16 protein-coding genes are annotated in these 18,530 nt (G+C 72.3%); 8 read left to right on the forward strand and 8 right to left on the reverse strand.

The features are described 5' to 3' along the window. Positions 1-5: 5 nt before the first annotated feature. Both ACQPYE_RS07785 and ACQPYE_RS07790 read right to left on the reverse strand, forming a co-directional pair. A complete protein-coding gene (locus tag ACQPYE_RS07785) occupies positions 6-812 on the reverse strand; it encodes an SAM-dependent methyltransferase (protein WP_498720255.1) in 807 nt (268 codons plus the stop codon). 54 nt (positions 813-866) lie between these two features. Beyond that, positions 867-2,147 carry an MFS transporter gene (locus ACQPYE_RS07790; protein ID WP_498720256.1) on the reverse strand — a complete coding sequence of 427 codons (1,281 nt, stop codon included), beginning with the start codon at positions 2,145-2,147 and terminating at the stop codon, positions 867-869. A gap of 53 nt (positions 2,148-2,200) precedes the next feature. On the opposite strand from ACQPYE_RS07790, the gene ACQPYE_RS07795 reads away from it, so the two are divergent. From ACQPYE_RS07795 to crcB, 3 genes are read left to right on the forward strand one after another with little or no spacing between them, the layout of a single operon-like run. Continuing rightward, on the forward strand, positions 2,201-2,638 hold the full coding sequence (locus ACQPYE_RS07795) for a MarR family winged helix-turn-helix transcriptional regulator (protein WP_498720257.1): 438 nt from the start codon (positions 2,201-2,203) through the stop codon (positions 2,636-2,638). After that, complete coding sequence (locus ACQPYE_RS07800) at positions 2,628-2,981, forward strand: fluoride efflux transporter FluC (RefSeq protein WP_498720258.1); 354 nt, start codon at positions 2,628-2,630, stop codon at positions 2,979-2,981. The genes ACQPYE_RS07795 and ACQPYE_RS07800 overlap by 11 nt, the downstream gene beginning before the upstream one ends. Further along, positions 2,978-3,310, forward strand: a complete 333-nt coding sequence (gene crcB, locus ACQPYE_RS07805; protein ID WP_498720259.1) for a fluoride efflux transporter CrcB — start codon at positions 2,978-2,980, stop codon at positions 3,308-3,310. The genes ACQPYE_RS07800 and crcB overlap by 4 nt, the downstream gene beginning before the upstream one ends. On the opposite strand, the gene ACQPYE_RS07810 is transcribed toward crcB, so the two are convergent. From ACQPYE_RS07810 to ACQPYE_RS07820, 3 genes are all read right to left on the reverse strand, one after another. Further along, complete coding sequence (locus ACQPYE_RS07810) at positions 3,300-5,888, reverse strand: NACHT domain-containing protein (protein WP_498720261.1); 2,589 nt, start codon at positions 5,886-5,888, stop codon at positions 3,300-3,302. The genes crcB and ACQPYE_RS07810 overlap by 11 nt on opposite strands. Before the next feature lie 3 nt (positions 5,889-5,891). Then, the gene (locus ACQPYE_RS07815; protein ID WP_498720263.1) at positions 5,892-8,141 is read right to left on the reverse strand and encodes a HelD family protein; all 2,250 of its coding nucleotides are present in this window, start codon (positions 8,139-8,141) and stop codon (positions 5,892-5,894) included. Positions 8,142-8,379: 238 nt separating this feature from the next. Beyond that, complete coding sequence (locus ACQPYE_RS07820) at positions 8,380-9,237, reverse strand: SGNH/GDSL hydrolase family protein (protein ID WP_498720266.1); 858 nt, start codon at positions 9,235-9,237, stop codon at positions 8,380-8,382. Positions 9,238-9,462: 225 nt separating this feature from the next. Here ACQPYE_RS07820 and ACQPYE_RS07825 point away from each other — a divergent pair, with 225 nt between their 5' ends. From ACQPYE_RS07825 to ACQPYE_RS07840, 4 genes are all read left to right on the forward strand, one after another. Then, positions 9,463-10,137, forward strand: coding sequence for a hypothetical protein (locus tag ACQPYE_RS07825; RefSeq protein WP_498720267.1), 675 nt, complete (start codon positions 9,463-9,465; stop codon positions 10,135-10,137). 184 nt (positions 10,138-10,321) lie between these two features. Next, positions 10,322-10,927 carry a TetR/AcrR family transcriptional regulator gene (locus tag ACQPYE_RS07830; RefSeq protein ID WP_498720268.1) on the forward strand — a complete coding sequence of 202 codons (606 nt, stop codon included), beginning with the start codon at positions 10,322-10,324 and terminating at the stop codon, positions 10,925-10,927. Between the two features lie 54 nt (positions 10,928-10,981). Further along, complete coding sequence (locus ACQPYE_RS07835; protein ID WP_498722861.1) at positions 10,982-12,343, forward strand: dihydrolipoyl dehydrogenase family protein; 1,362 nt, start codon at positions 10,982-10,984, stop codon at positions 12,341-12,343. Between the two features lie 118 nt (positions 12,344-12,461). Further along, positions 12,462-12,833, forward strand: a complete 372-nt coding sequence (locus ACQPYE_RS07840) for a hypothetical protein (RefSeq protein WP_498720270.1) — start codon at positions 12,462-12,464, stop codon at positions 12,831-12,833. 31 nt (positions 12,834-12,864) lie between these two features. Here ACQPYE_RS07840 and ACQPYE_RS07845 read toward each other — a convergent pair whose 3' ends face one another. Further along, entirely contained in the window at positions 12,865-14,112 is a 1,248-nt protein-coding gene (locus tag ACQPYE_RS07845; protein WP_498720271.1) for a hypothetical protein, read from the reverse strand. A 464-nt stretch (positions 14,113-14,576) separates the two neighbouring features. Between ACQPYE_RS07845 and ACQPYE_RS07850 the strand changes: the two genes are divergently transcribed. Beyond that, positions 14,577-15,080 carry a DUF3145 domain-containing protein gene (locus tag ACQPYE_RS07850; RefSeq protein ID WP_123743506.1) on the forward strand — a complete coding sequence of 168 codons (504 nt, stop codon included), beginning with the start codon at positions 14,577-14,579 and terminating at the stop codon, positions 15,078-15,080. Between the two features lie 59 nt (positions 15,081-15,139). Here ACQPYE_RS07850 and ACQPYE_RS07855 read toward each other — a convergent pair whose 3' ends face one another. Then, positions 15,140-16,933: an ABC transporter ATP-binding protein gene (locus tag ACQPYE_RS07855; protein ID WP_498720273.1), complete on the reverse strand. Its 1,794-nt coding sequence runs from the start codon at positions 16,931-16,933 to the stop codon at positions 15,140-15,142. Then, a complete protein-coding gene (locus ACQPYE_RS07860; RefSeq protein WP_498720274.1) occupies positions 16,933-18,525 on the reverse strand; it encodes an ABC transporter ATP-binding protein in 1,593 nt (530 codons plus the stop codon). The genes ACQPYE_RS07855 and ACQPYE_RS07860 overlap by 1 nt, the downstream gene beginning before the upstream one ends. Positions 18,526-18,530 lie beyond the last annotated feature (5 nt).

Consider the following 18,530-nt stretch of genomic DNA (forward strand, 5'->3'; position numbering starts at 1 on the left):
TCGGCTCACTTCTTGCGCCCCACCCCGGCGAAGATCCCCGCCCGGTCGGCGTCCTCCTCGACGGAGCCCTCCTCCGGCCGCCACCGGGGCAGCGGGACCACGCCGGGCTCGACCAGGTCGAAGCCGTCGAACAGGGCGGTGATCTCGGCGCGGGTGCGGGGGAACATCGGGTCCGGGCTCTCGCGCATCACCGCCACGACGCCGGCCATCTCCTCGGGTTGGAGGTCGTCGCTGAACTGGGAGAGGGCGAGGTGGCTGCCCGGCGCCACGGCGTCGCGGTACGCGGCGACCACGCCGGCCGGGTCGCGCTCGGGCGGCACGAAGTGGAACACCCCGACGGCGAGCACGCCGACCGGCTCGGCGAAGTCGATCAGGCCGGTGGCGCGGGCGCCCGCCAGCACCGCGTCCGGGTCGGTCAGGTCCTGCCGGAGGACGGTGGACCGCTCGTCGCCCTCCAGGATCATCTGGCTGTGGGCGACCGCGACGTCCTCGAAGTCCACGTACACCACGCGTGACCCGGGCGCGGCCTTCTGCGCGATCTCGTGCACGTTGCCGACGGTCGGGATGCCGGAGCCCAGGTCGAGGAACTGCCGCACGCCCGCGTCGACCAGGTGCAGCACGGCCCGGCGCAGGAACGCGCGGTTGAGGCGGGCGATGGTGCGGCCGTTGGGCTGGGCGCGGAGGAACTCCTCCGCCAGTTCGCGGTCGGCCGCGAAGTTGTGGCCGCCGCCGAGCAGGTAGTCGTAGAGCCGTGCGGCGCTGGGCAGCCCGGTGTTCACGTCATCGGGGACCCAGCTCAGCCGATCCGCCACCTCGTCCTCACCCGTGTGTGTGCCAGCCCGAGGTCTCGCCCCGCCGGGGCGAGGCTACTGATTGGGCCGAACCCGCGGGCCGCGACGAGGCAGCTTGACCCCGATCGGCGTACACGCCGTCACCAGAACGATCATGGCGAGGGTGCCGAACGCCACTCGCGGCCCCCAGTGCGCGTGGACGAAGAGCGGCACCGCCACACCGAGCGCGGTGCCCAGCGCGCGGGCCAGGTTCACCAGACCGCCACCCGATCCGGCGTCACCTCGGGGCAGGGCGCCGAGCACGGCCGCGTTGTTGGCCGGGATGAAGAGGCCCAGCCCGAGCCCCAGCGCGACCAGCGCGATCGGGTGCACCTGCCAGGCGAGCACCCCGCAGGCCACTGTGGACAGCGCCGCGCCCGCTCGCGGCACGCGCCACGGCAGCGCCGCGCCGAGCGCGAACCCGACCGGCAGCGCGGTGAGCAGCAACCCGGTCGCCAGCGGGCCGCGGTCCGACGTGAACGGCACCAGGACCAGCGGTCCGAAGAGGACCAGGTACCCGCACGTCGCGCCGAGCAGGCCGCCCTTGACCCGCCGCACCAGCGGCTCCCGCCACACGTAGCCGACGCCCGCCGGCAGCGCGAGCAGCAGCAGGAACGGGCTCGCGCCGGACAGCACCAGCAGCAACGCGGTGGTGGCCGTGGCGAGCAGGACGACGGCGACCCCGTCGACCGGCGTGCTGCCCCGCTCACGCGTGCGCGGCAACAGGTAGTGGCCCGCGACCAGGGCGGCGAGGCCGACCGGCACGTTGACCAGGAACACCCACTGCCACCCGAACGCCTCGACCAGCAGGCCGCCGACCGTCGGACCGAGCGCCAGCCCCAGCGCCTGCGCGGTCGCCTGCACGCCCAACGCCCTGCGCATCCGGTCGCGCGGCACGGACGCCACCACCAGCGCCACGCTGTTGGCCTGCAACATCGCCGCGCCCAACGCCTGCACCACCCGGAACGCGATCAGCACGTCCAGGTCCCGGGCCGACGCGCACGCGACCGACGCGCCGGTGAACACCACGAACCCGTACAGGTACACGAGCTTGCGGCCCCGCCGGTCCGACCACTTCCCGATCGGCGCGACGAACGCGGCCAGCGTCAACAGGTACGCCAGCGACACCCACTCGGGCGACGCGCCGAAATCGTCCCGCAATGCGGGCAGGGCGAGTGTGACGACGCTCGCGTCGAACTGGCCGAGGAACGCGCCGAGGCACACCGTGGCCACGGCCAGCCAAGGCGCACCGGCCCAGGTCGCGACCCGCCGCGGCCGGGGCGACTCCGCGACGAACCAGCGCAGGGAACGATTCATCGATCCCAGACTATCTCGGTCTCAGACATAACGCGAGCCAGTACCATTCGCGCATGTCAGACGAGGCACGCTCGCTCACCGACGTGGTCACGAGGCTCCGCCGGGCACTGCGCACGAGCATCCGGTCGGAATGGCCGTGGGACTCCCTGCCGATGGCGCAGGTCGAGTTGCTCCAGACGCTCGCCGAGCGTCCCCCGATGCGCGTGGGCGACCTCGCGGCCGAGTTGCGGCTGGCCCCGAACACGGTCAGCGGGCTCGTCGGCCAGCTGATCGAGAGCGGTCTGGTCGAGCGGGGCGGCGACCCCAGCGACCGTCGCGTGGCCCGGCTCTCCGTGACACCGCAGGGGCACGAGCAGTTGGCCGTCTGGCAGTCCGCGCACGAGAAGCGCATCGGGTCGGCGCTGGACAAGCTCGACCCGGCCGAGCGCGCCGACGTGGTCCGCGCCCTGGCCGCCCTCGACCACCTGGTGGACCACCTGCGTGCGAACTGAGGCCCGGACCGTCGCGGCCGTCGCCCTGGGCGGCGGCATCGGCGGCGTGACGCGGCACGGCCTGTCCGCGTTGGTACCGGGTCCGTGGGGCACGCTGCTGATCAACGTCGTCGGCTGCGCGCTGATCGGTGTCCTGATGGTCTTGGTGCCACGCCTGCACCCGCTCGCCCGACCGTTCCTCGGCATCGGCGTGCTCGGCGGCTTCACCACGTTCTCGGGCTACGCGCTGGACGCGGTGCGGTTGGGTGGGCTGACGGCGTTGGCGTACCTGTCCGGCACCCTGCTGCTGGCGCTGGGCGCGACCTTCACCGCCATGGCCGCGACCCGCAAGGTGTGGCCATGACGGTGGTGCTGGTCTTCGTCGGCGCGGCGGTGGGCGCATCGCTGCGGTACGCCGCCGGCCGGCTGGTCCGGCGGACGTTCCCCTGGGCCACCCTCGCGGTCAACGTCGTGGGCTCGTTCGTGCTCGGCTGCGTCGCCGGCACGTCACCGGACCTGTTCGCCCTGGTCGGCACCGGCCTGTGCGGCGGTCTGACGACCTACAGCACGTTCAGCCACGAGACCGTCCGCCTGACCGAGGACGGCCGCTACCTCCAAGCCCTGGCCAACGTCGCCGCGAGCCTGGCCCTCGGCCTGACCGCCGCCGCCCTCGGCTACGCCTTCACCCGATGACGTCGAACTCCCGCCTCATCCACCGGTCGAGGAAAGCGCGAACCTCTTCGGGCACGTCCATCTCGCTCATCGTCGCCAACGCCCGCCGCCGCGCCTGGTCGTCGTTTCGGCCATCCACCAAGTCGAACATCAACCGGGGTACGTTGCTGTCGATGTACAGGTCCGGTTGCTGCTCGTAGAACTCCAGGTCCGGGAGTTGGAGCAGCAGTTCCGAACCACGTCCTTGCCACAGGTCCAGGAAAATCCGAATGCCTTCCGCTCTGTCGCTCAGCCGACCCCGCCAACGCTGGCCGGACAGCCACGGCAGATCCGCATCGATGAACAACCGAGGATCTACCGAGCACCACGTCGTCAGTTCCGACTCGATCAACGGGTCGGCCGCTTGCCACAGGTAGGCGGCCCTCGGGCCGAACCTCCGGAGGGTGTCCTCCAGATCGGAGGGCCAGTCTTCCTCCTCGGCAGCATCAGAGAACAAGCGGTGCCACAGGACCTCGGCCGTTCGGTTGCCGAGCTGCACGGCATCGCGAAGTTGCTCGGCGACCGTGTCGCGCACTATTGCCTCGTTCGCCGGGAGAACACCTGCCACGGCAGTCATCAGCGGGTTGTCCAAGGCTGGCCAGCCATCACTGCGCCAGATGAAGAACAGGTCCTCCAAGGGCTCCGAAATCACCCTTCGCACGAAGGCTTCGGCCACGGAGCGGAGCACCCCCGGCGTCGGAACCAGATAACCGAGTGTTCGAGTGGCGAGTGCGATAGTGGGGTAGCTGGCGCGGCGGAGCATCAACCGCAGGACTTCGCTGGCACCGTCGTCCTGTCGCTCGTCGAGCAGTTGGAGCGCGATCTGGACGACGACCGCGGACTGCATGTTGGTGTTGATCGGCTCCAGCGCCGACCACAGCGCCTCGGGCGTGGGGTTGGTGCGCACCAGGTGCTCGGCGGCGAAGTACTCCATGAAGGTCCGGTGGGCGAAGCCGTACCGTGCCTCGGTGGCGCCACCGCCGATGTCGGTTAACACCCAAGGACGCCCCGAGCAGAACTCCACGAAGCGCTCGGCTTCCTCCTCGGCCTCGTCCGGGCGGTACTCCTTGCTCTCCAGGAACCGGGTCAGCATCCGGACCACCTGCCCGCGCGGCCAGCCGACTCCCGACGACTTGGCGGTGAACTGCTGCCACGCCAAGTAGCCGACGGCACTGCGCAACCGGCCCTGGAACCGAGGCAGCTCCTTCAGCCCGCGCCGGTGGTCCCACTGCTCGAACAGCATCAGGGCGCACTTCTCGTAGACCTGCGCCAAGTTGCCGGGGATGTAGTGCTCGTAGGCGAACATGTTGCACAGCAGCGCCAGCAGCAGCGGGTTGGCGCGGAGTTCGCCGACCGACTCGCTCTCGCGCAGGAACGCCTCCGCCAAGGTCTGCCGTTCTCGCTGGGGCACGGTCTCACTCAGCGCGAACCAGTACCGGGCGTACCGCCCGACCCGTTCGTCGTCGAACTCCTCGATGGCGCCGGTGGTGAACAGCCTGGCGTCGAGTGGAGCGTCGGTGTACCCGATCTTGCGAGCGGTCACCACCACCGGCACCAGGGGGTAGAGCCGGGTGAACGACTCCACCAGCCGGGCGAACCGCTGCCGCAGTTCCGGTTCGACCAGTTCGTCCACCCCGTCGAGGATGACGACCGCGCGGCCGTTGCCCAGCAGGTACTCGATCGCGTCGTCGGGAGGGGTGACGTTGTACGGCTCCTCGCACGACTTGCGCAGGTACCACACCAGGCCGCGCCCGCCCTCGCGGAACGAAGGCGTGAAGTTGCGCAGCACCAGCATCAACGGCACGCGCCCGTCGTCGCCGGTGGCGGTGTCCCACGCCAGCTTGGCCGCCAACGTCGACTTCCCGGCGCCCGGGTCGCCCAGGATCACCGAGCGGCGGCCGGGCGTGGTCAGGTCGCCCAAACCGCTCAGCGCGGGCTGTACGTACAACCGCGAGTAGGGCACGGACCGGTGCAGGCCCAGGTGCGGCATCCGGATCACCGCGTGTTCCTCGGCGACCTGGCTGCGCAGCAGTTCCGCGAACCGGTGGACCTCGGCCAACGACCCGAGCCGCGCCAACAGCTGGGTGTTCGCGGTCGCCGCGGCGGCGAGGTGCGCCACGCCCGCCGCGGTGGCCTTGTCGACGTCACGGCCCTGGAATCCCTTGGACTCCTCCTGCACCGCGACGAGCAGCGACGCCGCCACCACGTCGGCGCCGGTGGTCAGCTGCTCCGGCCGCAGGTCGGCCGCGTGCCGCAGGCCCTGCCGGATCTCCTCGCGAACGGTCGGCTCGATCTCCTCGGCCTTCTTGTCCTGGAGCAGCCGCCACAGCGTCAGTTGCAGGGCGATCTCCTCGAAGTCCGGGGACTCCAGGTACCGCAGCACCCGCTCGGCCTGCGGGCCGTCCAACGAGGCCATGAACTCGTCGGCGACCCTGACGGCGGTCAGCGCGCGGCTGTCACGGCGTACCCGCTTCCGGGCGAGGGACTGCTTCGCGGCGCCGAAGAGCTTGCCGCCGACCTTGGCTGCGGTGCGGCCCGCGGCCGCCTCTAAACCGGTCACCGGTCACACGGTAGCCAACCTGCCCAGCACCTCCGGCAGCTCGCCCGGGTGCACGACGCCGAGCCGTTGGGTGGCCCGGGTCAGCGCCACGTACAGGTCGCTCGCGCCGCGCGGTGACTCGGCGAGGATGCCCGCCGGGTCGACGACCAGCACCGAGTCGAACTCCAGGCCCTTCGCGTCGGTCACGGCCAGCACCACGACCTGCGCGTCGAGGTCGTCCGAAGCGCCCGGCACGGCGGCGCGCAGCGACGCCACCGACGCCGCCGGCACGATCACCGCCAGCTTGCCGTCACCGATCGCGGCGACCTCCTTGCCCACCACCGGCGGCAGCGCCTCGACCAGGGACGTCGCGCGCAGGCTCCACGGCGCGAAACCGCTGTCCCGCACCGAGGTCGGCGGCGCGAGGTCCGGGTCGACCGACGCCAGCACGTCCGCCGCGACGGCCATGATCTCCGACGGCGTCCGGTAGTTGACCGTCAGCTCGGTGAGCTTCCAGCGGTCCATCACGTACGGCGACAGCACGTCGTGCCACGACGACGCCCCCGCGATGTCGCCGGTCTGCGCGATGTCGCCCACCACGGTCATCGACTTGGACGGGCACCGGCGCATCAACGTCCGCCACGCCATCGGCGACAGCTCCTGCGCCTCGTCCACGATGATGTGCCCGAACGTCCACGTCCGGTCCGCCGCCGCGCGCTCGGCCGCCGTCTCGTAGCGCTCCGCGCCGTGCCGCTCGGCCAACCGGTAGGCGTCGACCAGGTCGGTCGCCATCAGGAGGTCCGGGTCGGCGTCGTCCTCCAGGTCGAGGATGTCCAGCACGCCCTGCGCGTAGTCGATCGCCTGCCGCCGCTGCCGCTCGGCCCGCGCCTTGGCCTCGGTGTCGTCCTCGCCGAGCAGCTCCGCCGCCTCGTCCAGCAGCGGCACGTCGGCGGGGGTCCACTCGCCACCGCGCGGTCGGGCCAGCAGTTCGCGCTCGGCGGGGGAGAGCTTCGGCGTGGCCTTGGCGATCAGCTTCGGCGACGCGTACAGGTCTTCGAGCAGCCGCTGGGGCGACAGCGTCGGCCACAGCTTCTCGACGGCGGCCTGCACGGCGGTGTCCTCGCGCAGCTCGCGCCGGATGTCATCGATGTCGGCCTGGTCCAGCAGGTGCCTGCCCAGCCGGGACACGGCCTGCGACGCCAGGGTGGAGATGATCTCGCGCTGGAACGTCCGCCGCGCCTCGTTGTGCGGTCTCCTGGTGCGCCGCGCCCGCCCGCGGGCGTCGCTGATCGACCGCCGGTCCAGCCGCAGCACGTCACCGTCGAACGGCACCTCGACCAGGCTCGGCGCCTCCTGCCGGTCCCGGATCGCGTGCGCGACCACGTCCGCCATCTCGATGCGGCCCTTCACCGCGGCCACCTCGGCGGGTTCGCGGCCGACCGCGGTGAGGCCGGGGAACAGCTCGCCGACGGTCGACAGCAGCACGCCCGTCTCGCCCAGCGACGGCAGCACCTGCCCGATGTAGCGCAGGAACGTCGCGTTCGGCCCGACCACGAGCACGCCGCGCTTCGCCAACTGCCGCCGGTGCGTGTAGAGCAGGTACGCGGCGCGGTGCAGCGCGACCGCCGTCTTGCCCGTGCCCGGACCGCCCTGCACGACGACCACGCCGTTCAGCTCGGTGCGGATGATCTTGTCCTGCTCGGCCTGGATGGTCGCGACGATGTCGCCCATCTGGCCGGTGCGGCTCGCGTTCACCGCGGCCAGCAGGGTGGCCTCGCCGGTCAGGCCCTCGGACCGGCGGTCGAGGTCGACCGAGTTGATGTCCAGCACCTCGTCGTCGAACCCGACGACCTTGCGCTGCTTGGTCCGCAGGTGCCTGCGCCGGCGCACGCCCTCCGGCGCGGCGGCGGTGGCCAGGTAGAACGGGCGGGCGGCCGGCGCGCGCCAGTCCATCAGCAGCGGCTCGTACTCCTTGTCCTCGTCGAACAAGCCGATCCGACCGATGTAGAACCGCTCGTCGGTGTGGAAGTCGAGCCGGCCGAAGCACAACCCGTTCTCCACCGCGCTGTACTGCGCCAGCTGGTCGGAGTAGAGGGCCACCGAGGTGTCCCGCTCGGAGCGCATCTGGTGCGTCCCGCCGGTCTGCCGCAACGCCCCGGCCAGGCGCTTCGAGCTCTGCTCGCGGAGGTCGTCCAGCCTGCCGTACAGCATCGACACGTATTCCTGCTCCGACTCGGTTTCCGCGAGCCGGAGGTCATCGGAGGGGCTTGACAACGTGCCTCATTTCTGGATAGCGTGTTTTATCAGCCTGTGTCGCATTGCGGCTGACGGTTTCTTGCGGGCTGACAGTCCTGCGCCCGTCCTGCGCAGAACGTCTAATCTACTACACGCCCTTCCCTCCGGTGCGTGAACAACTCCGCTCCCGCGCCCGGACTCCGTGAACACGCGAAAGCCGCCGTCGAGCGGGTGCTCGACGGCGGCCTGGCGATCTTGGTGAGGGCCGGGACCCCTGCTACAACCGGTCGGCGACGATCCCGCCGACGGCGGCCATGCCCACCTTGTTCGGGTGCAGCGGCGCGGCCGGCCCGGTCGCGACCACGCCCTCGAACCACCTCTGCCGCGACGGCGCGCACGCGTCGTGGCCCACGCTCGGCGACTCGACGTCGACGAACGTCGCGCCGTGCTCGGCCGCCTCACGGGCGAGCAGCTCGTTCAGCCGGTGGATGGTCCCCTGCAGGTAGTCGGCGTCCCTGCCCCAGACCGGCTGGTCCGGGTAGCAGCCGCCGGGGCGGATGTAGGTGCCGTAGCCGACCACCACGACCCGCGCGCCGGGCGCCCGGTCGGAGATCAGGTCGAGCGCGGCGGCGAACTCGGCCGCGTAGGCGTCGATCCGCTCCGCCAGCAGGTCCCGGCCGCCGGCGGTGAACTCGTCGCGGCACGACCTGCCGATCGGCTGGGGCAGCAGGTTGACGCACTTCACCGCCGCGTCGACCAGCGCGATGTCGTTGCCGCCGAAGGTGAGCGTCACCAGGTCGGTCGACGGGCTCAGCGAGTCGGCCTGCGGTGGCTGCGTCCGGTCGTCGACGGTGGTCTGCGCCCCGGTCAGGTCATCGGTCACGGCGCCGGAGCACGTCACGTCCGTGAGCTGCGCGCCGATCCGCTCGGCCAGCACGGACGGCCAGTTGCGCGTCGAGCGCATGCAGCCCGGGGCCTCCGGGTCCTGCTGCGGGATGAGCGGTCCGGCGGCGGACGAGTCGCCCAGCGCGACGTACTCGACGTCCGCTTCGGCGAGGTCCGGTTCGGCGACCGCCGCGCCGGCCGTCCAGGTGATCGTCAACAGCGCCAGCAACGCCGGTAGCAGCCTGCGCACGGCCGCCTCCTCTTCGTGATCGGGTGGTGTCCGCTGGACATGATGTGGCCTGTGCCGCCGAGGTGCGGCGGTGAGCCGGGGTAGATCACCCGAGAGAGTGCGCGAGGGTCCTCGCGACGCCCGGTGACGGCTGCCCGGTGGCTCCACCACCCGATGAGCGGCTCTACGAAGGCACGCGGGTGAAACCGGGTCGCGGCCCATGATCACTCCGGCACGCTGGGACGGGTGAGGGAGAAGCGCCGGGAGTTGGCGGGGCTGTGCCGCGTCGCGGTGGACCGGTCCAGGTGGCAGCTCGGGTTCGCGGCGGTCGTGTCGGCGTGGTCCCTGGCGTGGGTGGTGGGTCAGGCGTTCGGCGCGCCGAGCCCGCTGGAGGTGCTGCCGGTGCGGTGGGCCGGCCTGCCGACGGGCTGGCTGGACGCGACGCGCGGGTGGTTCGACGGCCGCACCGGGTTCCTGGCCGTGGCGGGCGGTCTGCTGTGGGCGATGACGAGCGCGAGCCGGCAGGCGTCGGCGTCGGTCGGCTGGCTCGCGGTGATGGCGGCGGCCGAGGACGTCGGCTACGTCGCGGTGCGGTGGGCGCTGCTGTCGCTGGCGGTGTTCCTCGTGGTGATGGGGTTGGTGTCGATCACCGGGCGGCGGGCGTTCGTGGTCGACCGGGTGGCGGTCATCCCCCGGGACGTGGCCCGGGCGGGCGCGACGGCGGTGGCGCTGTCGGCGGTGGTGCCGCTGGTCGCGCCGGGGCTGGTGCTGGCCCGGCTGGTCGGCCCCTACGTGACTCGGCCACCGCGCCGACGACCGGGGACGCCGATCGTCCGCGCGGCTTCCGCCGAACGGCCGCGGACCGGTGGCACACCCGGTGAACTGCCCGAACCCGTCCCGGCGCAGCGCGGGCCCCGATGAGGTGGGCCGGATTTCGCGATCCGGTCAGGGTATGCAAATAGTTTTGCACCCCAACAAATAGATCGAGGGAAGTCGAGCGAACCTCACATCACATTCTGGATTCGCCTGTTTGGGCTTACCGGTCCGTATCCATCAAGATGTGCGAGTGCCAGAAAATCCCGCCGAAAACCGCTTAGCCAAGGTGATGCGTCGTCAGCCCGTTCAGCAGCGCGGCGCCGCGACGGTGTCCGCGATTGTCGATGCCTGTGCGACGCTGCTCAACGACTACGACTACGACGACATCACCACCGCCCGGATCGTCGAGCTAGCCGGCGTGCCAATTGGATCGTTCTACCAATACTTCCCGGACAAGCGTTCTGTCGTGCACGCGCTGGCCCTGCGCGGCATGGAGGAGTACCTGGGGCGGGTGGAAGCGCTGTTCACGGAGGGGCGGCTCGCCGAGGACTGGCGGGAGGCGGTGCGCCAGGTGGTCGCCGTCTACCTGCGGATGCTGGTCGAGATCCCCGGCTTCGGGCGGGTGCGGTTCAGCGACCTGCTCGACGGCCACCGCCTCGACTCCTCCGTCGACCAGTACGAGCTGATGGCCGAACGGCTGCGGGAGCTGTTCCTGACCCGCTTCGCGGTGCGTGGCGACGCGCCGGTCATGCTGACGTTCCGGATGGCCGCCCAGACCGCGGACGCGATGTTCAAGCTGGCCGAACGGGTCGACCCAGACGAGCGCCCGGTGGTGCTCCGCACCGCTGACGGGGTGATCGTGAAGATGTTGTCCGGGGTGTTCGACCCCGCGTGACTTGCCGCGCCGGTCCGGGTGGTGTGGGGTGGACCGGTGAGCGACGACTTCGACGTGATCGTGATCGGCGGCGGCCCGGTGGGCGAGAACGCCGCCGCCCGGACCGCCGCCGGTGGCCTGCGGACCGCGCTGGTGGAAGCCGAACGCGTCGGCGGTGAGTGCTCGTACTGGGCGTGCATGCCGAGCAAGGCGTTGCTGCGCCCGGGCCACGCGCTCGCCGCCGCGCGCCGGGTGCCGGGCGTGCCGGTCGGCGAGCGGCTCGACCCGGCCGAGGTGCTGAAGCGGCGCAACGGCTTCACCTCGGACTGGGACGACTCGGGCCAGGTCGAGTGGGCCGAGGGCGCGGGGCTGACGGTGGTGCGCGGTCGCGGCAGGCTGGCGGGTGAGCGCCGGGTCGACGTCGACGGCCGCGTGCTGACCGCGACGAAGGCGGTCGTGGTGTGCACGGGCAGCGTGCCGCGCGTCCCGTCGCTGCCCGGCCTGTCGGACGTGCCGTACTGGACGTCCCGCGAGGCGACCTCCGCGCAGGAGGTGCCCGAGTCGTTGGTGGTGCTCGGCGGCGGCGTGGTCGGCGTGGAGATGGCGCAGGCGTGGGCGCGGCTCGGCTCCGACGTCACGCTCGTCGTGTCCGGGCAACGGCCGCTGCCGAAGTTCGAGGCGTTCGCGGGGGACCTGGTCGCGGAAGGGCTCCGGGAGGACGGCGTCCGGCTCGTCACCGGCGTCAAGGCGGTCGGTGTGTCCACTTCGGACGGTGTGGTGTCGCTGGAGCTGTCCGACGACAGCGCGGTGTCGGGCAGGCACCTGTTGATCGCGACCGGTCGTCAGCCGGCGACGTTCGACCTCGGCGTGGAGCAGTTCGGCTTCACGGCGGGCGAGGCGCTGGAGGTGGACGACACCGGTCGGGTGTCCGGAGTGGACTGGCTGTACGCGGCGGGCGACGTCACGGGCCGCGCGTTGCTGACCCACCAGGGCAAGTACGCCGCGCGGGCGGTCGGCACGGCGATCGTCACCGGCGCCACCGACCCGGAGCCGTGGACCGCGCCGGTCGCCACGGCCGACCACACGGCCGTGCCGCAGGTGGTGTTCACCGACCCGGAGGTGGCGTCGGTCGGCTGGACCGAGGCGCAGGCCCGCGAGGCGGGGCTCGACATCCGGGTCGTCGACCTGGACATCGCGGTGGCGGGCTCGTCCCTGCACGCGGACGGGTACAAGGGCAAGGCGCGGATGATCGTGGACGAGCGCAAGCGCACGCTCGTCGGCGTCACGTTCGCCGGTCCGGACGTGGCCGAGCTGATCCACGCGGCCACCATCGCGATCGTCGGCGAGGTCACCGTGGACCGGTTGTGGCACGCCGTTCCGGCGTACCCCACCATCAGTGAGGTGTGGTTGAGGCTGCTCGAGGCCTACGGTCTCTGACGCTGGGTGCACGTTGGGTCAGCACATCGTGTACACCCTGCGCTGAGTGCCGTATCGACCGTGCGGCCATAGGGACTCTTAACCGCAAAATGCGGCTTCAGCTCCTTAGACTGCGGGTGTGACCAGGGGAACGGTGGCACTCGCGATGGGCGCGGTGCTGTGGTGTGCCTTCGTCATCGCGTCCACGTTCCTGCCCGGCGGCCCCTCGTGGCCGCCGGTCGCGGTGCACCTGCCGGGCTTCCTGATCGTGCCGGTCGTGCTGCACACGTTGTTCCGCGCGCGGTCCAGCGCGCTGCTGTGCCTGGCGCACGTGCCGAAGTCGGTGCTGTTCACCGGGTTCGCGATCGCGGTCGGCGGGTGGCTGTTCTCGTTCGGCGCGATCGCCGGCAAACCGGGCACCGAGACGCTGTGCGCGGTGGCCGGGCTGGTGATCGTGCTGCACGTGGCGTTCGGGTTGATCGGCGTCGGCATGGTGCGCACCGGGCGCTGAGGTCGGCGGTTCCCGGAGCACCCCCGGCGGATCACCCCTGCGCGGCGGGAAGCCTCAGGGCCTGGTCGGCGACCTCGGCCAGCTCCGGGTCGGCCGGGTCCTGATCGCCCTCGGCCCACACCACCTGCGTGATGCGCAGCTGCGCGCCCTTCGCCGACACGCGGATCGCCGACCGGTCGAACGTCGTCGGACCGCCCGGCCAGCCCTTGCCGTCCTTGACGAGGGTGGTGACGCCGCCCGAGCCCGCCGCCGACGCGATCGCGTGCAGCTCGGTCGCCCGGGTGGCGTCGGGCAGGCTCAGCTCGGCGATCGCGACGCCGGCCTTGCGGCCGTCCACCGTGGTCTCGTACTGGGCTCGCCGCAGCTGCATGCACAGGTGCCCGGTCAGCCAGCCCCGGACGTCGCCGAACGCGTGCGAGGCGCAGTCGTCGGTCCGGTCCGCGCCGCGTGGCGAGAAGTTCCGGCCGTCCACGACGACCGTGGTCGGCTGCGGCGCCGGCGCGGTGGACGTGGAGCTGACCGCGGTGTCGTTCGAGGACAGGGAGATGATCAGGGCGATGACCAGCAGCAGGGCGACGACCGCGCCGGCCGCGTAGGGCAGCAGCTTGCGCCCCGCCCGCACGGGCGTGATCTTCGGCAGCAGCATCGTGCTGGCGGACGCCAGGTCGGCCGCCGCGTCGGAGAAGCCCTCGGCGATCAGGTGCTGGCGGGTGGGCGGCGGGCCGGTCGGGGCGAGGACGGCGACCAGCTTGGCGGCGTGCTCGGCCGAGCACGGCCGGTCGCTGGTGGCCAGCTCCCGTGCGGCGGCGAGCAGCGTGGTCGGCTTCGGGTGCAGGACGCGCACGCCGCGGTTCAGGTCGACGGTCGACTGCACGACCTGGCCGACGTACGGGCCCACGGCCACCACCGTGGTGACCGGCAGCGGCTCTCCGCGCATGTCCTGGATGCGGCGGGCGACGGCGGTGGTGGCCGCGAGCGCCTCGGCGGCCGGGCTCGTCGCGCCGTCCGGGTGGGTCAGCGGCCAGCCGTCGATCTTCCACTGCCCGTTGAGCGGGGCCTCCAGCCGCATGGCCGGGTCCGGCAGGTCCACGCCGACGACCACGAGCACGCCGCGCGGCAGCACGATCACCGCGTCCAGGTCGCGCGGGCTGTCCGGTGGCCGCACCCCGAGCAGCGCGACACCGCCGAGCACGGCGTCGCCGTTGCCCCACGTGCTCAACGCGGCGCGCACGTCGGCGCCCACCGCGGAGGGCTCGGTCCCGAGTCGGATCAGCCGCACGGGATCACCACGAGATCGCGCCGTTCGGCGGCCCACGCGTCGGCGTTCCACACGGTCTGACGTTCGGCGTTCCACACGGTCGGACACGGTAGCGCCGCAGAGGTGTGGTCGGTCGGGCGCATCGCTGGAGATGGCACCGCGTGACAGTCATCACTCGGATGGCCGCGATCGGTGGGTCCCGTCCGTGCTGTTCGGTCCCAAGATCGTGATCATCGTCCGGAGATCACGTGACCGTGGCCGGGTGATCCCGGAAAGTGACCTCCACGGCGCGGTCCCGGCCCGCGAGGTCGCCGATTGGGGTCGAAAGACCTGTATCCGACCCGCCCGGGTGAGGAACGCGATGGTTCTTATGGCGGACTGCTGCCGCAGCGGGCAGAATGACCAAGTCGGGAATTCGCAAGATCGTCCGCATCCTCGAGAGGTCGTAGGGGAAGACGTCCCTCGTCGAGTAGCGGAGGTCAGCTGTGAGCACCCGTGGCAGCAGCAGTGGCGTGGTCTACGTCCACTCGTCGCCGTCTGCGGTCTGTCCGCACGTCGAGTGGGCGATCTCGGGCACCCTCGGTGAGCGGGCGGACCTCAAGTGGGCGGCGCAACCCGCGGCGCCCGGTCAGTTGCGCGCCGAATGCAACTGGACCGGCGACGCCGGCACCGGTGCCCGACTCGTGTCCGCGCTCAGGGCGTGGCCGATGCTCAGGTTCGAGGTGACGGAAGACCCGAGTCCGGGCGTGGACGGCGTGAGGTACTGCTTCGCGCCCGTGCTGGGGTTGTGGCACGCGCGAACGAGCGCGAACGGCGACATAGTTGTTTCAGAGGACCAACTTCGCGCACTGGCCGCGCGCAGCCGAGGCGGCGAGTCGTTCGCGCACGGGGTGGACGAGATCCTGGGCGCGGCCTGGGACGACGCCCTGGAACCGTTCCGGCGTGCCGGTGACGGCGCCCCGGTCACCTGGTTGCACCGGGTGGGCTGAGCACCGCTTTCCCCCGCCCAGCACGCGAGTCCTACGTTCAGAACAAGCGTGTCCTACGTTCAGGTACCTCGAGTTGAACGTTCGGATGTGGCCACACCCCGCCCGGCGGGGTGTGGCCAGAGGACGGCGGGGTGGGAGCTGGGCAGTGGTGGGGCCGGTGTTGCGGTGGGAACGGGTTGCCAGGCGGCCATGAGGTCGCGGTAGAGGGCGGCGGTCGCCAGCAGGTCCGCGTGGCTGCCCAGCAGTGGCGCTCCGCCGTCCATGAGCAGGACCAGGTCCGCCCGCAGCGCCGAGGAGAGGCGGTGGGCGATGACGATCAGGGTGCCGCCTCGGGCCGCGAAGGCCTGTTCCACCACTGCCTCGGCCGCCGGGTCGAGGGCTGACGCCGCCTCGTCGAGGATCACCACGTCCGCCGGTGACGCGTAGACCCTCGCGGCGGCCAGGAGTTGCGCTTCGCCGCCCGACAGGCCGCCGCCCGCGTGGCCCACTGTGCCCGACAGGCCGCCCAACCGCTCCACCAGCTGCGCCGCGCCGACCGCCTCCGCCGCGCGCAGCAGCGCCGCGTCGGACGCCGACGGTGTGAACAGGGCCAGGTTCTCGCGCACCGTGCCGGTGAACAGGTACGTCTCCTGCGGCACGAGGGCGATTCGCTCCTGCCGCACCTCCGCCGGCACGGAACGCACCGGCACGCCGCCGAACCGCACGACGCCCGCCTGCGGCTCGACCAGGCCCGTCACGAGGCCGGCCAGGGTCGACTTCCCGATCCCGCTCGGGCCGACGACGGCGAGGTGGGTGCCCTCCGGCAGGACCAGGTCGAGCGACCGCACCACGGGCTCGGCCGTCGCGCTCCACCCGAACGTCACGCCGCGCAGCTCCAACCCGGACCCGTCGGGCACCGCGTCGCCCGACGGCACGTCGACGATCGGCGCCGCTTCCGCCAACCGCCGCAACGCCACCACGAGCCGCAGCACGATGGTGCTCGTCGTGTCCGCCAACCGCCGCAGCGCGGGCTGCACGCTGGTGCTCAGGTACACCACGGCGCCCAGGACCTCGCCGACCGTCAACGTGCCGGCCCGCACCATCCCCGGCGCCACGACCAGCAGCAGCACGAGCGGCGCGAAACCGCCCAGCGCGATCACCACACCGCGCAGCGCCGTGGCGTACGCCATCCGCACGGTCTCCGAGGCTTGCCGGTCCACCTGCTCCATCACGTCGTGCAGGGCCTGTTCCGAACCACCGACGGCCACCACGTCCCGCATGCCGAGGAACACCGTGCCGGCCACCGCCGCCGACTGCTCGTCGGCCAGCACCAGCCGCCGCTGGCCGCGCGCCAACGACGGCAGCAGCAGACCGAACAGCACCAGTGCCGCCACCACCGGCAGGATCACCAGCCACGCCAACGACGACACCGTCACCGCCAACCCGACCAGCGCCGCCGCCGTGGTCACGAGCAACGCCCGTGCCTGCACCAGCACACCGGCGGTGGCGTCGCGCACCACCTCGACGTGCCGGGTGATCCGGGCCACCGCGCTCGCGTCCGGCTGACGGGTCTGCGAACCACCGTGCAGCACACCGCGCACGACCTGGCGCACCAGCGCGTCCCGCAACGGCTCGACCACCGCGCCGAGCCGCATGAACACCTGCCGCAGCCCGAACCCGCCGAGCACCGCGACCGCGGCGAACAGCAGCAGCCACCCGACGCCGACCCAGGGCCGGCCGGCCGCGAAACCCCGGTCCACCGCCAACCCGACCAACCGGCCGGACAGCAGCGCGGGCACCCCTTCCAACACCGACCAGCCCAGCAGCACGACGATGCCGCGCCGCTGGTCGCGCAACGCCCGCAGGTACGTCATCAGCCGAACACCGCCCGGTACTCGTCGTCGTCCCACAGCTCGGAGTGCGGTCCCACCGCGCGCACCCGGCCCTCGTCCAGCCACACCACGACGTCCGCCCTCCGCGCGGTGGCCGCGCGGTGCGTGACCACGACCCGCGTCCGACCGGGCAGCGCCGACTCGACCGCACGTTCCACAGTGGACTCCGTCACCATGTCCAGGCTCGCCGTGGCGTCGTCCAGCACCAGCACCGCCGGATCGCGCACGAACGCGCGCGCCAACCCGAGCCGCTGCGCCTCACCACCGGACATCGGCGCCGCCGACATCGGGGTGTCGTAGCCCTCGGGCAGCCGCACCACCACGTCGTGCACCTGCGCGGCACGGCAGGCGGCTTCCACCTCGTCCCGGTCGCGGGACGTGCCGTAGCGGACCGTGTCGCCGACCGTCGCGCCGATGAGGGAGGGGCGCTCGAACGCGTAGCCGACGGACCCGCCGCGCCGCACCTGGCCGGTGGACGGCCGGGTCAGCCCGCCGATCACCGACGCGAGCGCCGACTTGCCCGACCCGGACCGGCCGACCACGGCCACGAACGTCCCGGCGGCCACGGTCAGGTCGACGTCGTGCAGGGCGCCGGACACGGTCACGCCGGTCAGCACCAGTTCGCCGGTCGCCGCGCCGCCCGGCGGGTCTTCGTCGGGCACGGGCGTCGACAGCACTTCGTCCAGCCGTTGCGCGGACGCCCGTGCGCGCTGGAGGGCGGTCAGCAGGGTGGCCTGGCCGACCACCGTCATCCCGAGCGCCACGTAGCCGAGGGTGGCCAGCACGTCGCCGATGCTCAACCGGCCCGCGACCACGCCGAACCCGGCGGCGGTCAGCACGGTCAGCTCCACGGCGGGCAGCAGCAGCCCGGCCCGCCAGATCATCCGCGCCTGGGTGCGCCACATGCCCACACCGGCGGCGGTCAACCGGGGCAGCGGCCGCAACACCCGCTCGGCCTCCTGGTCGGCTCGGCCGGAGGCGGCGATCGTGCGCAGCCCGCCGACGGCGTCCACCAACCGCGCGGACAGCTCGCCGGACACCTCTTGATAAGTCGCCACGTCCGCGGCCGTCAGCCGCAGGTGCGACCGCACCAGCAGCGCCGCCAGCGGCATGCTCAGCAGGAACACGACCGCGAGCCGCCAGTCCAGCAGCGCCAACGCGGTGATCGCGCCGGCCGCGGTGAGGGCCGAGATGCCCAGGTTCACCGCCAGCACCGAGACGCCGCCCGCGATCGCGCTGTCACCGGTCAGCCGGCTCACCGCGTCACCGGGCTCGAACCGCGTCGGGTGGCCCAAGGCCACCAGGTGGGCGGTCAGCCGGCGCCGCAGCCACGCCGCGCCGCTCGCGGTGATCGCCGCCGCCAGCACCACGCCGATCGCGTCACCGAGGATCTCCACGCCCGCGAGCCCCACCAGCCACAACACCGTGCCGCGGTCCAGCCGCCCGGCCAGCGCCATGTCCACCGCCGAGGCCAGCGCGGTGGGCAGGAGGAGTCCGGCGGTCGTGGCCGGCAGCGCGTTCAGCGCCAGCAGCAGCCAGCGGGGATCTCGCCGCACGACGGAAGAGAGCACCATGCCTT

It is taken from the genome of Actinosynnema sp. CA-299493, from assembly GCF_050946825.1.
Lineage (GTDB): Bacteria > Actinomycetota > Actinomycetes > Mycobacteriales > Pseudonocardiaceae > Actinosynnema.